Consider the following 19041-nt stretch of genomic DNA (forward strand, 5'->3'; position numbering starts at 1 on the left):
GAAATAAAAATCAATTAGGAGGAAAAAAGATGATGAAACAAAAAATTAAAGTTGTCCAGTACGGATGCGGCAAAATGGCTGAGGTGATCATCAGAAACTTGGTCGCACACGGAGCGGAAATCGTCGGTGCAATTGACAGCAACCCGGCTCTTATTGGCATGGATATCGGGGATTTTGCAAAATTAGGCTATAAAACCGGCGTCAAGATATCGCAAGATGCGGAGGAGGTTTTCAAAGAAGCGGATGCTGATATTGCACTGGTTACTATTTTTAGCTATATGCCTGAAACTTATCAATTTTTTGAAACTTGCTTAAAACATGGCGTAAACGTACTGACCACTTGTGAAGAAGCTATCTATCCTTGGAATACGTCACCATCTGAAACAAACCGTCTAGATCGCTTAGCTAAAGACAATCAAGTCACCATCATGGGAACCGGGATGCAAGACATTTATTGGATTAATATGCCGACACTAATGATGGCAGGAACTAATAAGCTCAAAAAGATTAAAGGAGCTGTCAGTTACAATGTGGAGGACTATGGATTAGCACTGGCTGAGGCTCACGGAGCTGGCTACGATTTAGCTAAATTTGATAGAGAAATTGCTCAAGCGGAAAGTTTCCCTTCCTATATGTGGAATGCCGCTGAAGGTATCTGCTCGAAAATGAACTGGACAATTAAATCAATTGCGCAGAAGAGTGTGCCTTTCACCCTTGAAGAGGATGTTTATTCTGAAACACTTGGCCGAACGATTGAAGCTGGTCACGCCATCGGCATGTCTGCAGTCACCACTATTAAAACGCACCAAGGCGTTGAGTTAGAAGTGGAATGTATTGGTAAGGTTTATCGAGAAGTAGATGGTGATATGTGTGACTGGGAAATCACTGGTGAGCCAAATATGCGTTTTTCACTCGAAAAACCCGATACGGTGGCCCATACTTGCGCCACGATTGTTAACCGAATTCCTTCGGTCATACAGGCACCTGCCGGCTTTATTACGGCAGAAAAAGTTCCTAGTTTTGACTATTTAACTTACCCAATGCATACATATTTAACGTAACAATCTCAAAAACCTAGCGAGGAATAATGAGTTTATTCCTCGCTAGGTTATTAAATCATCGGTAATTCCAAAGTCGTCTGATTCACGTGATAGTCTTTTCCATAGAGTTTGATTAAAACGTCCTTGCCATCAATTACTCTAAACTGACTGCTTTCCTGACCAACTAACACTTCAATTAATTGATCTTGATACGTAATCGTAAAGCGATAACTTTGCCATTTGGGTGGGATCATCGGTGCCATCACTAGTCGATCACCGTCTGTTCTAACGCCACCAAAGCCATAAACAATGTTCATCCAAGCCGCTGCAATCGAGGTGGTGTGAAGCCCTTCTCGGGTGTTCCGATTATAATTGTCCAAGTCCATGCGTGTGGCAAATCCAAAAAAGTCATAAGCTTCTTCTTTTTTTCCTAACTCCGCGGCTAAAATAGAGTGAACAGACGGCGACAAAGAGGATTCGTGAATTGTTTTAGGTTCATAAAACTCGTAATTGACTTTTTTTGACTGATCGGAAAAATCTTGATTGTGCAAAAATTGAAACATCAGTACATCTGGTTGTTTAATCATATCATTGCGATAAATACGATCATATGACCAGTGGTTGTACAAAGGAAACTCCTCAACAGGTATTTCATTTATTGCCACATGAGGCAAATCAAAAAAGCCATCGTGTTGTTCAATTAAACCTGCTTCATCCACTATCAGCAACGTGTTTTCAGCACAATTTTGCCAGTTCTGCTGCTCTTCATCACTTAAAGCTAGCTCTTTTTGCAGGGAGCGATATCTTTCCGGTGCAGTCTGCTTAATTTGATTGACCACTTCCAAAGTGTACTCGAAGGTCTTTTTTGCCATGTAATTGGTATAGGCATTATGATTGACCATCATTTGAAACTCATCAGGTCCCATAACACCGTAAAAGCCGAATTGGCCTTTAGGACTCCAGTCACCTCGCGAGGCTAAGAAACGTGAAATTTCAATTAGCATTTCAACACCGTGTTCAAAGACAAAGGCCTGATCTTGAGACACGTTGACATAATGCCAAATCCCGTATGCTACCCCAGTACTCGGTTGAAATTGCAAGCTGGCATGTTGCCATAAAGCACTAGCTTCATTTCCATTGAGGGTCGCAATGGGATAACAAGCTCCTTGACAATCCAACTCTTTAGCCCGTTGACGGGCTTGTTCCAGCGTCGCATAACGAAACTCCAGTAGATTGCGAGCAGCCTTGAGATTTGTTAATAAGTAAAAAGGGAGACAACTGGTTTCCGTATCCCAAAAAGCGTGCCCACCATAGGCTTCGCCTGTCAGACCTTTGGCTCCTATGTTATTCTCAGGATTTTGCCCATGATAGGTTTGCTGCATTTGGAAAATACAGTAGCGAATCCCTTGTTGATTCAAGTCATCTCCAGCAATTTCGATGTCGTATTTCTGCCAAACATCTGACCAATAGCTCTTTTGGAGGGTCACAGCATTGTCATAGCCTTCTGCCAATTGATCTTCGAGGCTCTTTAAACCTCTTTGCCAAAGCAGATCAAGATCTGTTTGCTGCTTATCAACAATATTGGTAATATATTTATGAATATAGACAGTTTTCCCCTCTTCAAGTTTAACGTTTAACTTACGACCGATAAATTTATCCCTTTCGATGATTTCTGATGAAAGGGCTGCTGAGGTTTTGATTTCAAAACCACTAAAAATTTGTTGTTGAGTCGTTAACGTTTTACCGATGATCGCACCGCCACTAGCTGTTGCCTCTTTGATTTCCTCGGTCCAAAAATTGCTCATTTCCGATTGATGAATTGTAGCAAAATCGAGACCAAGTTCCACTTGAATCTCCCCTTGAAAATTCAGCGCTTCAAATTCTAGCTTTTGATAACTGTAATAAACGGACTCCATATGAAGAAAACGCACTAAGCTAATTTTAATGCGCTTCCCGCCAAGGGTTGTCCAAACAAACGATCGCTTCAATTGGCCCGTTTTAAAATCTAGCTCTCGATAGAACTCCGTTATGTTTGCATCGGCAAGATCTAATCGTTCTCCTTCTAGTTCGATTTTTGTTGATAACCAATCAACAGCATTCACCATAAAGTGACTTCGCTTGATAATGCCTTTATATTGGGCTTCGTGCTCTTTTACACTGTTCTCATAAACCCCATTAAAATAACTTCCTAATAAACTAGCGCTGCCATATCCTTCTTCAAAATAACCACGAACCCCTAAATATTCATTGCCTAATGAAAATATCGACTCGGATACTTCATTACGGGATGAATCAAAACCAACTTCGCTGACCTTCCAGGGACTCACTTGGTAATATAAATCTGCTATTTTCGCCATCTACATCTCTCCTACATGAAAGAACCACTGCAGTCATTCCCCCATCAATAGATTGCCCAAACCATTTGGGAACCTCATGGTAGAATCGTCCATGGTTCTATTTCTCTTAATGATGTTGTACAACTGTCTCTCTGACAATCAAACTGCCATATAATTGTGTAATTTGTTGAGGATCTTCTTCCTTATCAATAATATCAGCCAATAACTGCATGGCCTGTTCGCCCTTACTTATTTGATCTAACCGAATAGTTGTTAAAGGTGGATCATTTAAGGCCGCATACTTGATATCATCAAAACTGATAATAGAAACGTCTTCCACTTCATAATGACCTGCTTGCTTAAGAAAATAAATAAACTCCATTGCTAAATAATCAGCTGAAACTAAGACAGCACTATAGTCTTTTCGTTTACTTAACATCTCTTGAAAATCCGACTTGTTAAATATCAGATGTTCTTGCCAGCTTAATTGATTGATTTCCAGCGCTTTTTTATAACCCAAAAAACGTTGTTGGATAACCCCTGGATGACTGTCGTCAAACACATGGGACAAAAAGGCAATTTCTTGATGCCCTTTTTCAATTAAAAAACTAGTTGCCGCATAAGCTGCCTGAAAATCATCTGTATTAATAAAGTATCTTTTCGGATAGTCTTCTATATGGTCATAAACCCGTGCCTCTAAATGAGTATCAATAAAAACAATCGGACTTTGAACCGCCTGATTGATTTCTTCAAACAACTCTTGAGAAAAACCAACAGCGATAAACCCCTCAAATTTCCAATTTTTTTGAACTGCCAAAATATCGTGTTTAGAAATAACATTATGAATCAACGTAAAGAAACCAGCTTCTTTTGTTTTTCGCTCGATCCCTTCTAAAATTTCGGTAACAAAGGGATCGGAAAAGTCTAACCTTGGGGTATCAGAAAAATAAAGTAAACCAATTAAGCGTGAGGAAGACTGAACGAGAGCTCGGGCGTTCATATTAGGCGAATAATCATATTTTTTGATGATTGCCTCAATAATTTGACGCTTTTCCTCAGATACACGATGAGCTTTATGATTAATCACATTTGAAACGGTCGTCAAACTGACACCTGCTTCTTGCGCGATTTGTTTAATTGTTACGTTCATTCCACTCACCTAACCTCTTTCAGATTTTGTCGTTAAGTCGACAGATAGTACTATTATAACAGTATTTTTAAAGGCTTCCTACTTATTTTACAGAGCCGCTCGCAACGCCAGCGATAAATCGTTTTTGGAAAACGAGGTAGATAATAATGACAGGAATAATCGAAATGGAAGTAGCAGCGAATAAGCCACCATAGTCTGTCCCGTATTGCCCGTTAAACATGCGTAGCCCCACTGACAACAGTTGTTTGTTTTCATCGTTAATCATCAAGTATGGCCAGAGGAAATCTTCCCAGCTCCAAAGAAACTGGAAAATGGCCAAACTAGAAATCGTATTCGTTGACATCGGCAAAATAATGCGATGAAAAATGTAAAAATCACTCGCCCCATCTACCCGTGCAGCTTCTAACATTTCATCTGATATTTGACTGATTCCTTGGCGAAACATAAAAATCCCAAACCCACTGACCATCGAGGGAATAATCAAGGCTTTATAAGAATCAAGCCAGCCAAAGTCCACCATCATCTCATATTTTGGAATAATTGTCACTGCCCACGGCAACATCATAGTACTTAAAACGACGCCGAACAACACATTTTTCCCTTTAAAATCAAATTTGGCAAAAACGAAGCCCACTAGCGCACTCGTGTAGATGATAATCGTCGTTGATAAAACGGAAATAAACAAGCTGTTTAAAAACATGCGCATAAAATTAAATTTTTCTTGCACACTGGTGTAATTACTGAATGTCGTTGGCATGGGAAACAGCGACCCGCCAATTTTGACAATGTCACTATTCGGTGCAAAAGACGAAAGCAACATCCAAATAAATGGCACAATGGTCACAAATGCTAAGGCCAACAACATCACAGTCAATACAATTGACTTCGTCCGCTTCATCTACTTCACCTTCCTTTCCCCAGTTACTTTGAACATCAGAACTGTCAGTATACCAATAATCACAAACAAGATAATAGCCATGGCAGATGCCGCGCCAAAATTATACTTGACGAACGCTTCGTCAAAAATCAAATAGGAAATAACATAGGTTGACGTGCCTGGCCCCCCCTCAGTCATAATCAATATTTGAATATAAGCTTGTAAGTAAGTAATCAGTGACGTGATCACTACAAATAACGTCGTTGGCTTTAACAAAGGCAGTGTCACTTTGACAAACTTTTGCCAGCCAGTCGCACCGTCAATATCAGCCGCTTCAAATACCTCCTCGGGCAGACCCATAATACCACCAAGAAAAATAACGGTGGCATATCCGAAATCTTTCCAAATTGTCATAATGATAATGGCTGGTAAAGCCCAAGAACTATCTTTTAGCCAATTGATATCCAAGTTAAAGACCTTGTTGATTAAGCCAAATTGAGGATCAAACATCCACATCCACACAAAGGAAACGGCAACTAATGGTGTAATGGTTGGCATATAAAACAGACCTTGAAAAAACGTTTTGAATCTAGTTAATTTTGAAGATAGTAACATGGCTAAGCCCAAGCCGATTATCAAACGGAAAACAACTGAAAAGAAAGCAAATACAAAGGTGTTTTTCATCGACTGCCAAAAAGCACTACTAGTTAACACATTTTTAAAATTGTCTAACCCAATAAACTCGTATTTATCGATTAAAGGATTCCAATCATGCAAACTACCGGCAAAGGCTTTGTAGATCGGATAAACAAGGAAAATTGAAAAATAAATGATTAACAACAGCACTGTGACATTTCTCAAGTTAAACCAACTACCTGTCCTTTTGATTTGCATAAAGCTCACCTCTTTCATTTTTCTACTTATTGTATCTGGTTTAACCACAACTACTCTCGTTAGCGACTTCAATATATCGGATTTAATAGCTAAAGTTGCCCATCTCTGGAACAACTTTAGCAAAAGGAATTATTTAGCTTCGTCGATAAATTGATAACTGGATTCAACGGAAGTGAAGTCTGAATTTTTCATTTCTTTTTCCATTTTCGCTTGTCCCTCTTTAACAGATGCTGCCAAATCTTTTCCGTTAAACAGAACATCTTCCATCGTTTGAGTCCCTGTAGATTCCACAGTTGCTGGGAATGGTCCAGGCCAAATTAAGCGCTCAACTCGTGGAGCAATCGCACCAAGAACAGGATTAGCTAAAATATCGGCGTCCTCAGCCAGTGATTTTTTAGTTGGGAACGACGCTAAAGCCAAGGCCCCAGTCTTAGAATACTCATCGTTAGCCAAACAATAATTTAAGAAATCCTGAGCCACCGCTTGTTGCTCCGCTGTTTGGTTTTTGTTTATGCCAGGAGTACTTTCGCCATTATAACGATCGTAAGCCATCGGAACTTCGGTTGTCGGTGTTGGTGTTGGGAAAACACCGTAATCAATATCGGGATAATTAGTGTTTAATTCGTTTAAGAACCATCCCCATTTGTAAACCATCCCACTTTGACCATTGCCAAAACTTTGGCTAGATTCAGCACCAAAATCTTTTGACCCTACTTGATCTTTTTCATAAAGGTCAATTAAAAACTGCAGATTTTCTTTTGTTGAAGCGTTGTCAAAATTAACGGTTTTACCATCTTCGGTAAAGAGTCTTTCTCCCTTTTGATAATTCAGTCCTTGATACAGAGCGCTGTATGTTTCACCATTCCAGTTAAAGCCCGCTTGACTGATCTTGTCTCCATCTTTTTTAGTTAATTTCTTGGCTACGTCTCTAAATTCAGCCCACGTCTCAGGAATATCAGCCTCGGTTAACCCTGCTTCTTTCCAAAGAGCTTTATTGTAATAGATATTGCCGGTATTAATCATGCTGTCAATATAATAAACTTTTCCATCAACAATATGAGGATCCACAGAAGTAAAGTCCGCCTGTAAATCAGCCACAGCTAAATCGTATGGAGCAAGATAAGGAGATAAAATATCGTGTTGTGAATTATGAATATTAAAGACCGCTGGGCCATCTTTCCCTTTTAAAGCTAACGGTAATTTGGTCCAGTAATCTTCCCACGGATGGTTAACCACTTTGATCTTAACGTTAGGGTACATTTTTTCATACTCTTTTGCCATGGCAATTGCTGGGTCCCCTTCATTCCATGTCCAATACTGAATATTAATCGGTTTCCCGTCATTAACCAATTTATTCGGGTCAAATTTAACTGCGTCACCAATAACCTCCATCCCTTTGTCCTCTTTTGTATCAGTGGTTCCCTCAGATTTTTTTGCCCCTCCAGATGAACAGGCTGCCAATCCTCCAACTACTAAGACAGACATTAATACAGCTAACAACTTCTTTTTCATAGGGTGTTCCTCCTTTTTAGTTTAACGTTAAACTTCAACTTACAAATACAGTTTAACGTTAAACTTAATTCTTGTCAACGCTTTCTTGTTTTTTTATTACAATATTCCCCATAAATGAAATCGCGTACAGTCAAACTTGTTCTCCTAAACAAGAGTAACTAGCACTTTTTATCCCTACTTACCTGATGCTCATTGATCGTGGTGAGTTTTTCTAAACGATAAGTTATAATAAGACAATCTTACGAGAGAAAATTCATGTTATACTAGTTTAATGAAGTTCAATTATGAAAGGATGGCCGCCTATAATGACTCCCTCTAAAAGAATAATGAAGCTAGACTTAGTAGCTGGCACTTATAAACCAGCAGATCGACAATTTCAAGATATTACCTCAGTCAAGATAACTGATTTAGCCTCCCTGTTTAGCGAATCATTTGCAGGCACCGTTGATGACGAACAGGAAACATTAGAAGAATGGTGTGAGGAAATCAGGGCCTTTTCCCTTAATAAATATGGCCCATTTATCAACGATGCTTCCTTTGTTGTTACCCACGATGATATGCCTATCGCAGCCATTACCTGTTCCCTCTTTAAGAATGTTCCGCTGATAACTTACATTGTGACTCACCCTAATTTTCAGCGCCAATCTTTAGGCAAAGAGCTGTTAAACAAGCTCATTGCCAGCCTTAAAAGCCTTCAATACACAACAGTTTATCTAGTGGCTTCCAATAACAATTTACCTGCCATAAGTCTTTATGAAAGCATGGGCTTTCAGTCTTTCGACTACAATTGGGATGCAGTCTTGAACAACTCTCCACTGAACTTGAAAACTCAGTAATATTTAAAGGTTTTCGAGAACACCTCAATAAAAAAGCCCAACTCGTCAATTTAGATGAGCTGGGCTTTTTGACTTAATATTTTCTAAATCGTTGGTACCGTTTCTCCAATAATTCCTCTAAGGGCAAAGATTGAAGTTCGCGAATTTTCTTGGCTAAGGCCTTTTCCAAGTCGCGATTAATAATCGTTTGATCTAATAATTGACCATCTTTTGTTTCCGGAATAATCCGTTCACAGATCGCCAACTCCTTTAAATCATAGGCCGTTATCTTCATAATTTCAGCAGCTTCTGAGGCTCGACTACTGTCTTTCCATAAAATCGACGCGAAGCCTTCTGGTGATAAAATTGAATAAATACTGTGCTCTAACATCCAGACTTCATCGGCAACACCTAAGGCAATCGCGCCACCACTGCCACCTTCACCTGTGAAAACAGAAATAATTGGCACTTTTAAGTCGCTCATTTCCATTAAATTTCGAGCAATCGCTTCGCCTTCACCACGTTCTTCTGCCTCTGGGCCACAAAAGGCTCCTGGTGTATTAACGAAGGTAATAACAGGCCGCTGAAACTTTTCAGCTTGCTTCATCAAACGAAGGGCTTTACGGTAACCTTCTGGATTTGGAGAGCCAAAATTACGCTCAATATTTTCTTTTAAATCACGGCCTTTTTGAATCCCAATAACAGTAACAGCTATGCCATCAAGATAGGCAATCCCGCCAATAACTGCTTGGTCATCGGCAAAATAACGATCACCGTGAAATTCCATAAATTGATCAAAAACGGTCTCCAGATACTCTAGCGGGGTATAACGTTTCGGATTCCTAGCAAGGGCTAAAATCTCATTAGCAGATCGCTTTGAATTAGTTTCTGACATTTCCGTCACCGCCTTTAACTTGATGAATCTCTAACAGATATGATAACGTGGTGGCTAATTCTTCCCGAGGCACTATTTTATCAATAAAACCATGGGCGAGCAAAAACTCTGCCTTTTGAAATTCATCTGGTAACTTTTGCTTAATCGTTTGCTCAATCACCCGACGGCCAGCAAAACCAATTTGCGCTTGCGGTTCCGCTAAAATAATATCACCTTCCATAGCGAAACTAGCTGTTACACCGCCAGTTGTCGGGTCTGTTAAAACGGCAATATACAAAAGTCCCGCGTTGCTGTGTCGTTTAACTGCGGCTGATATTTTGGCCATTTGCATCAAGGACATAATACCTTCTTGCATGCGCGCACCACCTGAAGCAGTTAACATGATGATTGGCAAATGGCGCTCAGTGGCTTTTTCAAAAGCACGAGTGACTTTCTCGCCAACAACGGTTCCCATACTTCCCATTATAAATTGACTGTCCATTATTCCAATCACCACATCACGGCCACCAATTTGCCCTAAACCGGTTTTTACCGCTTCATGCAAATCAGTTTTTTCTTGAGTTGCCTTGACTTTGTCCAGATAGTTAGGAAAATTAATCGGATCTTCGGTTTCAACATCCGTGTCCCATTCCACAAATGTCCCTTCATCAACTAACGCTTCGATGCGCTCCTTGGAGCCAATTCGAAAACCATAGCTACAGTTAGGGCAGACCTTGTTAACACCTAAATTTTTAGCATAAATGGATTTTTTACAGCTGGGACATTTCTGCCACATATCGTCTGGAACAACGGGCTTTTTAATGTCCGCCTCTTTAACCGTTTCGCGATTAGGATTGATGCGAATGTATTTTTTCTTTTTAAATAAGCCCATACGAACCTCCTGATTGAAAAGCGTTTGACTAAAAAATCTGACGAGCAAAAGAACTGCTCAACAAACAAGTCTTTGTTTTAATAACAATAATTCCTACTAATTTTTTGAATAGTTTGGCGTCTATTAACAAACTATATACATCATGTTAAATAATCAGACATATAGTTCCATTGGATTATTTATTAGGAACTATATAGCTTATTCTAAGATAAAAATCTTAATGAAAAGCTCGCTAAGTTAGGCTAACTTAAACAAGCTTTTCATCTTAAGCACTATTTTTCAACGGTTGGTAACCATTCTGGTAAAAATGTTTCCTGTAAAAAACTCGTGTCGTATTCTCCCGCCACAACTCGCGAATGAGAAATCAAATCAATTTGAAAATCTTGATTGGTGACAACCCCGTCTGTCACTAGTTCAGCTAAGGCCCGTTGCATTTTAACCAGCGCTTCTACCCGGTTTTCACCATGAACGATGATTTTCGCAATCATTGAATCATAAAAAGGCGGAATAGTATAACCATTGTACATGGCACTGTCTACTCTTAAGCCCATCCCCCCTGCTGGTAACAGCAAGTTGGTAATTGTCCCTGGTGATGGGGCGAAATTAAAAGCGGGATTCTCAGCATTAATCCGACATTCAATGGCATGCCCCGTCATTTTAACGTCCTCTTGCTTGATTTCTAAAGGTTGCCCTGCCGCAATTTTCAGCTGTGCTTTGACGATATCGATGCCAGTGACCATTTCCGTCACCGGATGTTCTACTTGAATCCGCGTGTTCATTTCCATAAAATAGAAATCACCACTTAAATCCATTAAGAATTCAATCGTCCCAGCATTTTCATAATTGACAGCTTTAGCGGCTTTAATTCCCGCTTCGCCAATCGCTTGACGCTTTTCAGCCGTTAGGGCCACTGAAGGTGATTCTTCCATCACTTTTTGGTTATTACGCTGTAGCGAGCAATCACGCTCACCTAAATGTATCACATGACCAAAGCTATCGCCAAGGATTTGCACTTCAATGTGACGGGCTGGGTAAACAATTTTTTCAATGTACATTTGACCATCACCAAAAGCGGCTAACGCCTCTTGTTGAGCAGCTTTAAACTGGCTTGGTAACTCTTTGGCCTCGGTAATCTTGCGAATCCCTTTGCCGCCACCGCCAGCTGAGGCTTTTAGCATGATGGGAAAACCGATTTTTTCAGCAATCACCACAGCTTCATCAACGGTGCTAACTTCACCGTCACTGCCGGGAATCACCGGAACCCCCGCCTCAATCATCAAGGCTCGGGCGTTGACTTTATTGCCCATTTCATCAATGGTTTTGGCGTCGGGACCAATAAATTTAATCTGGCATTCCTCACACATGGTGGCAAAGGTGCTGTTTTCAGCTAGGAAACCAAAACCAGGATGAATGGCCTCAGCTCCCGTCACGATTGCCGCGCTTAAAATTTGTTGCATATTTAAATAAGATTCTGTCGCTTTAGCAGGGCCGATGCAAATGGCTTCGTCAGCCAGTTCCGCATGCAAGGCATTGCGGTCTGCTTCTGAATAGACAGCCACGGTTCGAATTCCTAACTCACGACAGGCACGGATGATCCGCACAGCGATTTCGCCTCGATTGGCGATTAAGACTTTCGTAAACATAGGCTACGCTCCGATGATAAATGTCATCAAAGCCTCGCAGACTTTTTTATCTTCAACATAAGCGGCAGCTTTACCAACGCCAATATTGCCTTTTTGTTTAATTATATCCATTTCCATGCGCAAAACATCACCAGGTACTACTTTTTGACGGAATTTCACTTTATCGATACCGCCTAAGTAACCTGTCTTACCTTCAAAATCAGGGCTTTTCAATAATGGAATCGAACCTGTTTGAGCAAGTGCTTCTAAAATCAGAACCCCGGGCATAACTGGCTCACCTGGGAAGTGACCTGGGAAAAAGTGTTCATTGTATGTCACGTTTTTAATGGCAACAACGCGTTTTCCTGGCTCTAATTCGATGACTTTGTCTACCATCATGATTGGGTAACGATTTGGGATAATTTCCATAATTTCTTGTACATTAAGTTGCATTGATATTCCTCCTAATTTTAAAAGCGTGGGACTTATTTTTCTTATCTAGACAATGCGAAATAAAGCTTGGCCGTACTCCACCACGTCTTCATTTTGAATTAATATTTCAGTGACTGTTCCAGCCACGTCGCTGTTGATTTCATTCATAATTTTCATGGCTTCCACGATACACAAGGTATCGCCAATCGCCACCTTGTCACCAACCTGTTTAAAGGCTGCCTCCCCCGGTGCACCGCTTAAATAAGCGACACCGACTAAAGGTGAATCAACTGTTTGACCCGCTTCTACTGCCACTGCCACATCTGCTGGTTGAACAGGTGCCGAAATGACTTCAGCTGTTTCCACTGCAGGTGTTTGACCGACTGCCACGGGAAGGGGTTGAGCACTAACACGTTGCTCATTTTTACTTAAATACAAGTGGAAATCCCCTTTATTTAAATCAAATTCGCGAATAGTACTTTCATCAAATTGAACTAACAATTCTTTTAGATCAGCAAACTCCATTGACTATTGCCCCTCCCATTTCTTGAAGGCACAAACAGCGTTGTGTCCGCCAAAACCCAGTGAGTTACTTAAGGCGTATTTCACTTCGTGATCACGGCCAACTTGTGGCACATAATCCAAGTCACAGCCTTCTTCAGGTGTGACTAACCCGACAGTTGGCGGTACAAAGTTATCTCTTAAAGCCCCTAGACAGACCATGGCTTCAATTGCACCAGCAGCTCCTAATAAATGACCAGTCATACTCTTAGAACTTGAAATCGGCACATTGTAAGCCGCTTCCCCTAACGCGTATTTAATCGCCGTTGTTTCCGCGCCATCATTTGGTGGAGTACTTGTTCCATGAGCGTTGATATAATCGATATCAGCTGGGGTAATCCCCGCTTCTTCCATGGCCATTTCCATACAAATGCCAGCGCCTGAGCCATCAGGATTAGGGCTAGTAATATGATAAGAGTCACTATTAGAACCGTAACCAACTACTTCGCCGTAGATTTTAGCGCCACGTGCCAAAGCGTGTTCCAGTTCTTCTAGCATCAAGACGCCACCACCTTCACCCATCACAAAACCACTGCGGTCTTTATCAAAGGGAATTGACGCTTTTGTAGGATCTGTAGCTGGTGACAAAGCCGTCAAAGCTGCAAAACCAGCAATACCGATTTCACAAACCGTCGCTTCGGCTCCCCCTGCTAAAATCACATCAGAATAACCGTGTTTGATGTTGCGGAAGGCTTCACCAATGGCGTTTGTTCCTGAAGCACAGGCTGTGACGATTGACGTACAAATTCCTTTAGCACCAACTTTAATCGAGATATTTCCAGCAGCCATATTACCGATTGCCATTGGCACGAAAAATGGTGCTACCCGTTTAGGCCCTTTGTCATGCATTTTAATGACTTGATCTTGAATGGTATTCATGCCGCCAATTCCTGAGCTGACAATGACACCAAAACGATTGGGATTAATCGTTTCTACATCTAGCTGACTGTCTTCCATCGCTTGAACTGCCGCGGCAACGCCATAAACAGAATATAAATCCATTCGTTTGGTCGCTTTTTTATCCATATAAAGAGTCGGATCAAAATCTTTTACTTCAGCGGCGACGGTAATTCCCGTTTCACTTGCATCAAATCTGGTGATCGGCGCAATGCCGCTTTTTCCAGCTTTGATACTTTGCCAGAAGTCTTCAGCTGTGTTCCCAACAGGTGTAACAGCTCCTAAACCAGTAATAACGACTCGATTCATCTTAATTTCCTCCGTTCAAATTCTTGTTTTTTACCCGTTCATTACCATGCCACCATCAACATTGAGGACTTGGCCTGTGATGTAGCGATTCGTTGCTAGAAAAACAGCGGCCTCAGCCACGTCTTCAACCGAACCAAAGCGTTTCAAAGGAATCTGACCTTTGGCAGCCTCTTTAACTTTATCACTTAGGACATCGGTCATTTCTGTGTCGATATAGCCTGGGGCAATGGCATTACAGGTGATGCCGCGGGAAGCCAGTTCACGAGCCACTGATTTGGTCAAGCCTATAACCCCGGCTTTACTGGCGGCATAGTTAGCTTGTCCGGCATTACCCGTTAAACCGACCACGCTTGACAAGTTAATGATCGTGCCACTTTTTTGTTTTAACATGATGCTAGAAACGGTTTGAATGGTATTAAAAGTGCCAGTTAAATTAACATTTAGAACATTACTAAAATCTTCCTGACTCATTCGCATCACTAATTTATCGTTGGTGATGCCGGCGTTATTAATTAGAACATCGACACTCCCAAAGGTTGCTTTTGCTTCGTTAATTAGTTTTTGCGCCTCTTCATGATGTTGAACATCCGCTGCCACAAAATGGGCTTTCACCCCAAATCCTTCGATTTCAGCAATTAATGCTTGATCTGCTTCTTTGCGTCCATTTAAGACAATATTTGCCCCTGCTGCGGCGAACCGTAAAGCGATGGCGCGGCCAATGCCGCGAGAACTTCCTGTTACAACAACTGTTTTATCTTTAAGCAAGGTCTTACCTCCTATTTAAACTGTTTCTCTTAGTCAGCACTTAAAATTGCGGTGACTTTTTCTAAGGTTTTTAAATTTTCAACATTCTGAACGGTCACTGTTTTATCGATCTTTTTAATAAAACCAGTCAATGCCTTGCCTGGCCCTACTTCGATAAAGGTATCAACCCCTTCAGCAATCAGAGTTTCCACACAATCCTGCCAATAAACCGGTGACATGACTTGTTTGACTAAGGTTGGGATAATGGCTTCTTCTGAACTGATAACTTGCCCTGTGACATTGGTTACCACGGGAATTTCCATCTGGTTTATTCTAACGTTTTTTAATTCCTCCGCCAATTTCTCAGCTGCTGGTTCCAATAACTTCGTATGAAATGGACCGCTGACATTTAAACGAATAACCCGTCTAGCCCCCATCTCTGTTAATAATTCCTCAGCATAAGCCACGGCTTCAACTTCGCCGGCAATAGCGATTTGCGTAGGCATGTTGTAATTAGCCGCAATGACCAAGCCTTTACTGCTGGCTTTTTCACAGGCTGTTTCAACTTCTTGACGGCTTAAGCCCATAACTGCTGACATGGCGCCAACACCTTGGGGAACCGCTTCTGTCATAAATTTCCCACGTTTTTTTACCAAAGCCACTGCTTCTTTGAAACTCAAGGCACCACTCTCAACTAAGGCACTGTATTCACCTAAGCTAAGCCCCGCCACCATATCAGGTTTATAGCCCAGTTCTTTCAGAACGGCTGATAATGCCACACTCATGGTTAAAATAGCCGGCTGGGTGTATTCCGTTTCATTTAATGCTGTGTCTTCATTAAAACATAATGCCGCCATATCGAAGCCTAATACCTCACTGGCTTCATCAAAGACTTGGCGATAGGTTGGATAGTTATCGTACAATTCCTGACCCATGCCCACATACTGAGCACCTTGACCACTATAGACAAACGCTACTTTCATCGGTTGCCCTCCTGTTTTATCCGTTAGACTAACGTAAGCTGTCTTATTTAGCCCAACGTTGTTGATTTTTATTAATAACGTCATGGCACTCACTGACTAATTCTTCAATGATTTCCTGACAGGTTTGATCTTTTTTAGTGACGAGTCCAGCAATTTGTCCTGACATCATCGAGCTATTTTTAACATCACCATCGACGACGGCACGTTTTAACGCGCCTCGTCCCATTTCTTCCAAACGCTCCCAATTAGGCGTTTCCTGACCGGCTTCATAGCGTTCTACTTTTTCATATTCACGCGTTAATTTGTTGCGTAACCCCCGAACTGGATGACCTGTAGCTAAACCAGTGATTGTCGTATCAATATCTTTGGCTTTTAGGACGGCTCCTTTAAAGTTCTCATGAATGGTTGACTCTTGCGATACCAGGAAGCGTGTGCCTAACTGAACAGCTTCAACACCTAGCATTAACGCCGCTGCCATACCTCTGCCGTCACCGATGCCTCCAGCCGCAATCACGGGGATGCTGACCGCATCCACCACTTGGGGAACTAAGGCCATGGTCGTCGACTTGCCAATATGACCGCCGCCTTCCATTCCTTCCACCACAATGGCATCTGCCCCATCGTTTTCCATGCGGCGAGCCAGTGCGACTGACGCCACAACGGGAATCACAATAATGCCCGCTTCTTTAAATTTTTTCATGTATTTTCCAGGAGAACCTGCGCCTGTGGTAATCACTTTGACACCCTCTTGGCAAACTAAGTCGACAATGTCTTCTACATGAGGAGACATCAACATAATATTAACGCCAAAGGGACGATCCGTCTGACTTTTAGCGCGGTCAATTTGTTCTTTGACCACTTCTTTCGGCGCATGTCCTGAAGCAATAATGCCTAAACCACCTGCATTAGAAACAGCGCTGGCTAAGTTTGCCTCAGCGACCCAAGCCATCGCGCCTTGAAAAATTGGATATTCGATGCCAAGCATCTCACATATTTTTGATTGATTCATTGGTTTCTCCTAAATGGAAAAGCTTTAAGCCTTGGCTAAAGCTAAACACAGAATACGATATGCCACAACTCCATATCTAGAAAAAAGTAGCCGTCAAAGCACAGGCTTTTTGAGCTACTTTTTTATTGTTATCGTCTTTACTCATGAGCGAGAATAACGCCCGCCCTCACACCTTTTTACGGGTTTAGTCTGGCTGGGGCTCGGCAATTTCTGCAAATTCGCTTCATCGACACTTCCGATGTCGCTTATTCGCCTGAGATTGCTCGCCCCAAAGCGCCAGCCCTCACACCTTTATTTCTCAGCTAGTTGTTTTTCTACGAAGTCAACTAGGTCTTTAACTGTGTTAAGGCCTTCGTCTGTTTCGATTTTCACGTCGAATTCGTCTTCGATGTCGTTGATGATTTGGAATAAGTCTAAGCTATCTGCTTCTAATTCTTCACGGAAGTTCGTGGTTAATTGTACTTCTTCTTCTTCTTTACCTAATTGATCTACGATGATTTCTTGAATTTTCTCAAATGCTGCCATGTTTATATTCCTCCAATAAGTTACTATTTTTTTTATTTTTATTATCAACGATTTTTTACAGGGATAACAGGATACTGCCCCATGTTAATCCACCGCCAAAACCGGTTAATACTACTTTTTTGCGACTGCCTAGGGCAATCGTGCCATTCTCAATTGAATCGTGTAATAACAAAGCAACAGATGCTGCTGAGGTATTGCCGTAATACTGAATGTTGCTTAAAAATTTGTCACGCGGGATTTTCGTCCGTTTGGCTATGGCGTCAATGATTTTAATATTTGCCTGATGAGGCAGGAAAAAATCAATGTCGGCTAAGTCAAGGTCATGACGAGCCACCGTATCTGTGATATTTTTTGACACATTTCGCAAGGAGAAGTCGAAAATTTTACGACCATCCATTGTGAGGAAACGTTGGACCTGATGTTCTTCAGTGAAGAACTGACTGTCATTAGCCATCTCGCCACCGGTTAGGGACATCCCTCGTTCGCCGTCTGCCTGTAGGTATTCCCCAATATATTGAGGCTCATCACTGGCTTCTAGTAATACGCCGGCTGCGCCATCTCCGAAGAGGACAGCTGTCCGTCGGTCCGACCAATCAAGCATTTTTGACATGGCTTCTCCGCCAATCACTAATCCTTTTTGATAAGTCCCACTTTTAATAAATTTTTCTGCCGTTGCCAAGGCATAAACAAACCCCGAGCAAGCAGCACTTACATCAAAACACAGGGCGTTCGTTGCCCCTATTTTCGCTTGAACCAAGCAAGCCGTTGAAGGCGTTGAATAGTCCGGCGTCATCGTTGCCACAATAATAAAATCAAGGTCTGTGGCGGAATAATTGCTTTTTTTCAATAACTCAAGTGCCACATTACCACATAGATCTGAGGTGTTCTCAGTTGTGACGACGTAACGTTGTTTAATGCCTGTGCGTGAATAAATCCACTCATCGCTAGTCTCCATAAATTCAGCCAAGTCATCGTTAGTGACAACTCTATCTGGTAGATACTTAGCTGTCTGCGTAATCCGAGCGTTATGTTTCATTTAGACCCTCGCTTCTTTATTCAACAATTAGTACTGTTGTTTTAAAAATCCATGTAAATTTCTCAAACCTCTAATCAACGCTTTTTTCTCGTCTTCGTTCATATCACCTAAGGCTGCCTCAACCATCTTCTTATGAAATAATTGATGAACCCGATAAAAAAGTCGGCCACGGTTAGTTAATTTCAATCTGACTACGCGGCGGTCTGCATCACTGCGGACACGTTCAACATACCCTTTTTTTTCAAGGTTGTTAATCGCCACCGTCAACGTTCCCACGGTTACCGATAATGATTTTGCTACTTCACTTGATGTTCGTTCTTTGTGTAAGCCAATTGCTTCAATCGTGTGCATCTCTTTAATTGAAATATCGTCAAATTGACTTTTCCTAAGTTCGGACTCTTCGATCGTTAGAATATCATTAAAGACAGTTACAAGATAAGCATTAACTTTTTCTAAATTGGAATCCATGGATATCTCCTCAATCGAAATTAGTTTGATTATCAAATCATTTGATGTTCAAAGTATATTACGTA

19 protein-coding genes are annotated in these 19041 nt (G+C 41.4%); 2 read left to right on the forward strand and 17 right to left on the reverse strand.

What is annotated here, in order from left to right:
• Positions 1 to 29 precede the first annotated feature (29 nt).
• Positions 30 to 1061 (forward strand): NAD(P)H-dependent amine dehydrogenase family protein, encoded by a 1032-nt coding sequence (locus I6N95_RS12925; protein WP_209528607.1) that lies wholly within the window; start codon positions 30 to 32, stop codon positions 1059 to 1061.
• A 50-nt stretch (positions 1062 to 1111) separates the two neighbouring features.
• Here the strand turns inward: I6N95_RS12925 and I6N95_RS12930 are convergent, their stop codons facing one another.
• The 5 genes from I6N95_RS12930 to I6N95_RS12950 form a co-directional block, all read right to left on the reverse strand.
• Positions 1112 to 3397 carry a glycoside hydrolase family 65 protein gene (locus I6N95_RS12930; RefSeq protein ID WP_209528609.1) on the reverse strand — a complete coding sequence of 762 codons (2286 nt, stop codon included), beginning with the start codon at positions 3395 to 3397 and terminating at the stop codon, positions 1112 to 1114.
• A 106-nt stretch (positions 3398 to 3503) separates the two neighbouring features.
• Positions 3504 to 4526 (reverse strand): LacI family DNA-binding transcriptional regulator, encoded by a 1023-nt coding sequence (locus tag I6N95_RS12935; protein ID WP_209528611.1) that lies wholly within the window; start codon positions 4524 to 4526, stop codon positions 3504 to 3506.
• Between the two features lie 82 nt (positions 4527 to 4608).
• Positions 4609 to 5424, reverse strand: a complete 816-nt coding sequence (locus tag I6N95_RS12940; protein ID WP_209528613.1) for a carbohydrate ABC transporter permease — start codon at positions 5422 to 5424, stop codon at positions 4609 to 4611.
• Positions 5425 to 6297, reverse strand: coding sequence for a carbohydrate ABC transporter permease (locus I6N95_RS12945; protein ID WP_245249487.1), 873 nt, complete (start codon positions 6295 to 6297; stop codon positions 5425 to 5427).
• Between the two features lie 129 nt (positions 6298 to 6426).
• Complete coding sequence (locus I6N95_RS12950) at positions 6427 to 7809, reverse strand: extracellular solute-binding protein (RefSeq protein ID WP_209528615.1); 1383 nt, start codon at positions 7807 to 7809, stop codon at positions 6427 to 6429.
• 305 nt (positions 7810 to 8114) lie between these two features.
• Between I6N95_RS12950 and I6N95_RS12955 the strand changes: the two genes are divergently transcribed.
• Complete coding sequence (locus I6N95_RS12955; RefSeq protein WP_209528618.1) at positions 8115 to 8645, forward strand: GNAT family N-acetyltransferase; 531 nt, start codon at positions 8115 to 8117, stop codon at positions 8643 to 8645.
• A 73-nt stretch (positions 8646 to 8718) separates the two neighbouring features.
• Here I6N95_RS12955 and I6N95_RS12960 read toward each other — a convergent pair whose 3' ends face one another.
• The 12 genes from I6N95_RS12960 to fabT all read right to left on the reverse strand — a co-directional run bounded on the left by I6N95_RS12960 (position 8719) and on the right by fabT (position 18976).
• On the reverse strand, positions 8719 to 9519 hold the full coding sequence (locus I6N95_RS12960; RefSeq protein WP_209528619.1) for an acetyl-CoA carboxylase carboxyl transferase subunit alpha: 801 nt from the start codon (positions 9517 to 9519) through the stop codon (positions 8719 to 8721).
• Positions 9506 to 10390 carry an acetyl-CoA carboxylase, carboxyltransferase subunit beta gene (accD, locus tag I6N95_RS12965; protein ID WP_209528621.1) on the reverse strand — a complete coding sequence of 295 codons (885 nt, stop codon included), beginning with the start codon at positions 10388 to 10390 and terminating at the stop codon, positions 9506 to 9508. The genes I6N95_RS12960 and accD overlap by 14 nt, the downstream gene beginning before the upstream one ends.
• A 272-nt stretch (positions 10391 to 10662) precedes the next feature.
• Positions 10663 to 12033 (reverse strand): acetyl-CoA carboxylase biotin carboxylase subunit, encoded by a 1371-nt coding sequence (locus I6N95_RS12970; protein ID WP_209528623.1) that lies wholly within the window; start codon positions 12031 to 12033, stop codon positions 10663 to 10665.
• Between the two features lie 3 nt (positions 12034 to 12036).
• A complete protein-coding gene (fabZ, locus tag I6N95_RS12975) occupies positions 12037 to 12465 on the reverse strand; it encodes a 3-hydroxyacyl-ACP dehydratase FabZ (RefSeq protein ID WP_209528625.1) in 429 nt (142 codons plus the stop codon).
• Positions 12466 to 12510: 45 nt separating this feature from the next.
• Complete coding sequence (gene accB / locus I6N95_RS12980) at positions 12511 to 12969, reverse strand: acetyl-CoA carboxylase biotin carboxyl carrier protein (protein ID WP_209528628.1); 459 nt, start codon at positions 12967 to 12969, stop codon at positions 12511 to 12513.
• Positions 12970 to 12972: 3 nt separating this feature from the next.
• Positions 12973 to 14211, reverse strand: a complete 1239-nt coding sequence (fabF, locus tag I6N95_RS12985; RefSeq protein ID WP_209528630.1) for a beta-ketoacyl-ACP synthase II — start codon at positions 14209 to 14211, stop codon at positions 12973 to 12975.
• A gap of 30 nt (positions 14212 to 14241) precedes the next feature.
• The gene (gene fabG, locus I6N95_RS12990) at positions 14242 to 14976 is read right to left on the reverse strand and encodes a 3-oxoacyl-[acyl-carrier-protein] reductase (protein WP_209528632.1); all 735 of its coding nucleotides are present in this window, start codon (positions 14974 to 14976) and stop codon (positions 14242 to 14244) included.
• Positions 14977 to 15005: 29 nt separating this feature from the next.
• On the reverse strand, positions 15006 to 15938 hold the full coding sequence (fabD, locus tag I6N95_RS12995; RefSeq protein WP_209528635.1) for an ACP S-malonyltransferase: 933 nt from the start codon (positions 15936 to 15938) through the stop codon (positions 15006 to 15008).
• Positions 15939 to 15981: 43 nt separating this feature from the next.
• The gene (gene fabK, locus I6N95_RS13000) at positions 15982 to 16947 is read right to left on the reverse strand and encodes an enoyl-[acyl-carrier-protein] reductase FabK (RefSeq protein ID WP_209528637.1); all 966 of its coding nucleotides are present in this window, start codon (positions 16945 to 16947) and stop codon (positions 15982 to 15984) included.
• Positions 16948 to 17238: 291 nt separating this feature from the next.
• Positions 17239 to 17472: an acyl carrier protein gene (locus I6N95_RS13005; protein WP_209528639.1), complete on the reverse strand. Its 234-nt coding sequence runs from the start codon at positions 17470 to 17472 to the stop codon at positions 17239 to 17241.
• A 55-nt stretch (positions 17473 to 17527) separates the two neighbouring features.
• Positions 17528 to 18508, reverse strand: coding sequence for a beta-ketoacyl-ACP synthase III (locus tag I6N95_RS13010; protein WP_209528641.1), 981 nt, complete (start codon positions 18506 to 18508; stop codon positions 17528 to 17530).
• Between the two features lie 27 nt (positions 18509 to 18535).
• The gene (fabT, locus tag I6N95_RS13015) at positions 18536 to 18976 is read right to left on the reverse strand and encodes a fatty acid biosynthesis transcriptional regulator FabT (protein ID WP_209528643.1); all 441 of its coding nucleotides are present in this window, start codon (positions 18974 to 18976) and stop codon (positions 18536 to 18538) included.
• Positions 18977 to 19041 lie beyond the last annotated feature (65 nt).

Source organism: Vagococcus allomyrinae (assembly GCF_017829975.1).
Lineage (GTDB): Bacteria > Bacillota > Bacilli > Lactobacillales > Vagococcaceae > Vagococcus_D > Vagococcus_D allomyrinae.

Bases quoted from the DNA above. Each gene is read 5' to 3' on its own strand.
- I6N95_RS12940 (WP_209528613.1), bottom strand. From the start codon at position 5,424: ATGAAGCGGACGAAGTCAATTGTATTGACTGTGATGTTGTTGGCCTTA.
- I6N95_RS12925 (WP_209528607.1), top strand. From the start codon at position 30: ATGATGAAACAAAAAATTAAAGTTGTCCAGTACGGATGCGGCAAAATG.
- I6N95_RS12930 (WP_209528609.1), bottom strand. From the start codon at position 3,397: ATGGCGAAAATAGCAGATTTATATTACCAAGTGAGTCCCTGGAAGGTC.
- I6N95_RS13005 (WP_209528639.1), bottom strand. From the start codon at position 17,472: ATGGCAGCATTTGAGAAAATTCAAGAAATCATCGTAGATCAATTAGGT.
- I6N95_RS12955 (WP_209528618.1), top strand. From the start codon at position 8,115: ATGACTCCCTCTAAAAGAATAATGAAGCTAGACTTAGTAGCTGGCACT.
- I6N95_RS12970 (WP_209528623.1), bottom strand. From the start codon at position 12,033: ATGTTTACGAAAGTCTTAATCGCCAATCGAGGCGAAATCGCTGTGCGG.
- fabK (WP_209528637.1), bottom strand. From the start codon at position 16,947: ATGAATCAATCAAAAATATGTGAGATGCTTGGCATCGAATATCCAATT.
- fabT (WP_209528643.1), bottom strand. From the start codon at position 18,976: ATGGATTCCAATTTAGAAAAAGTTAATGCTTATCTTGTAACTGTCTTT.
- fabD (WP_209528635.1), bottom strand. From the start codon at position 15,938: ATGAAAGTAGCGTTTGTCTATAGTGGTCAAGGTGCTCAGTATGTGGGC.
- I6N95_RS12950 (WP_209528615.1), bottom strand. From the start codon at position 7,809: ATGAAAAAGAAGTTGTTAGCTGTATTAATGTCTGTCTTAGTAGTTGGA.
- I6N95_RS12960 (WP_209528619.1), bottom strand. From the start codon at position 9,519: ATGTCAGAAACTAATTCAAAGCGATCTGCTAATGAGATTTTAGCCCTT.
- fabF (WP_209528630.1), bottom strand. From the start codon at position 14,211: ATGAATCGAGTCGTTATTACTGGTTTAGGAGCTGTTACACCTGTTGGG.
- fabZ (WP_209528625.1), bottom strand. From the start codon at position 12,465: ATGCAACTTAATGTACAAGAAATTATGGAAATTATCCCAAATCGTTAC.
- accB (WP_209528628.1), bottom strand. From the start codon at position 12,969: ATGGAGTTTGCTGATCTAAAAGAATTGTTAGTTCAATTTGATGAAAGT.
- I6N95_RS12935 (WP_209528611.1), bottom strand. From the start codon at position 4,526: ATGAACGTAACAATTAAACAAATCGCGCAAGAAGCAGGTGTCAGTTTG.
- I6N95_RS12945 (WP_245249487.1), bottom strand. From the start codon at position 6,297: ATGCAAATCAAAAGGACAGGTAGTTGGTTTAACTTGAGAAATGTCACA.
- accD (WP_209528621.1), bottom strand. From the start codon at position 10,390: ATGGGCTTATTTAAAAAGAAAAAATACATTCGCATCAATCCTAATCGC.
- I6N95_RS13010 (WP_209528641.1), bottom strand. From the start codon at position 18,508: ATGAAACATAACGCTCGGATTACGCAGACAGCTAAGTATCTACCAGAT.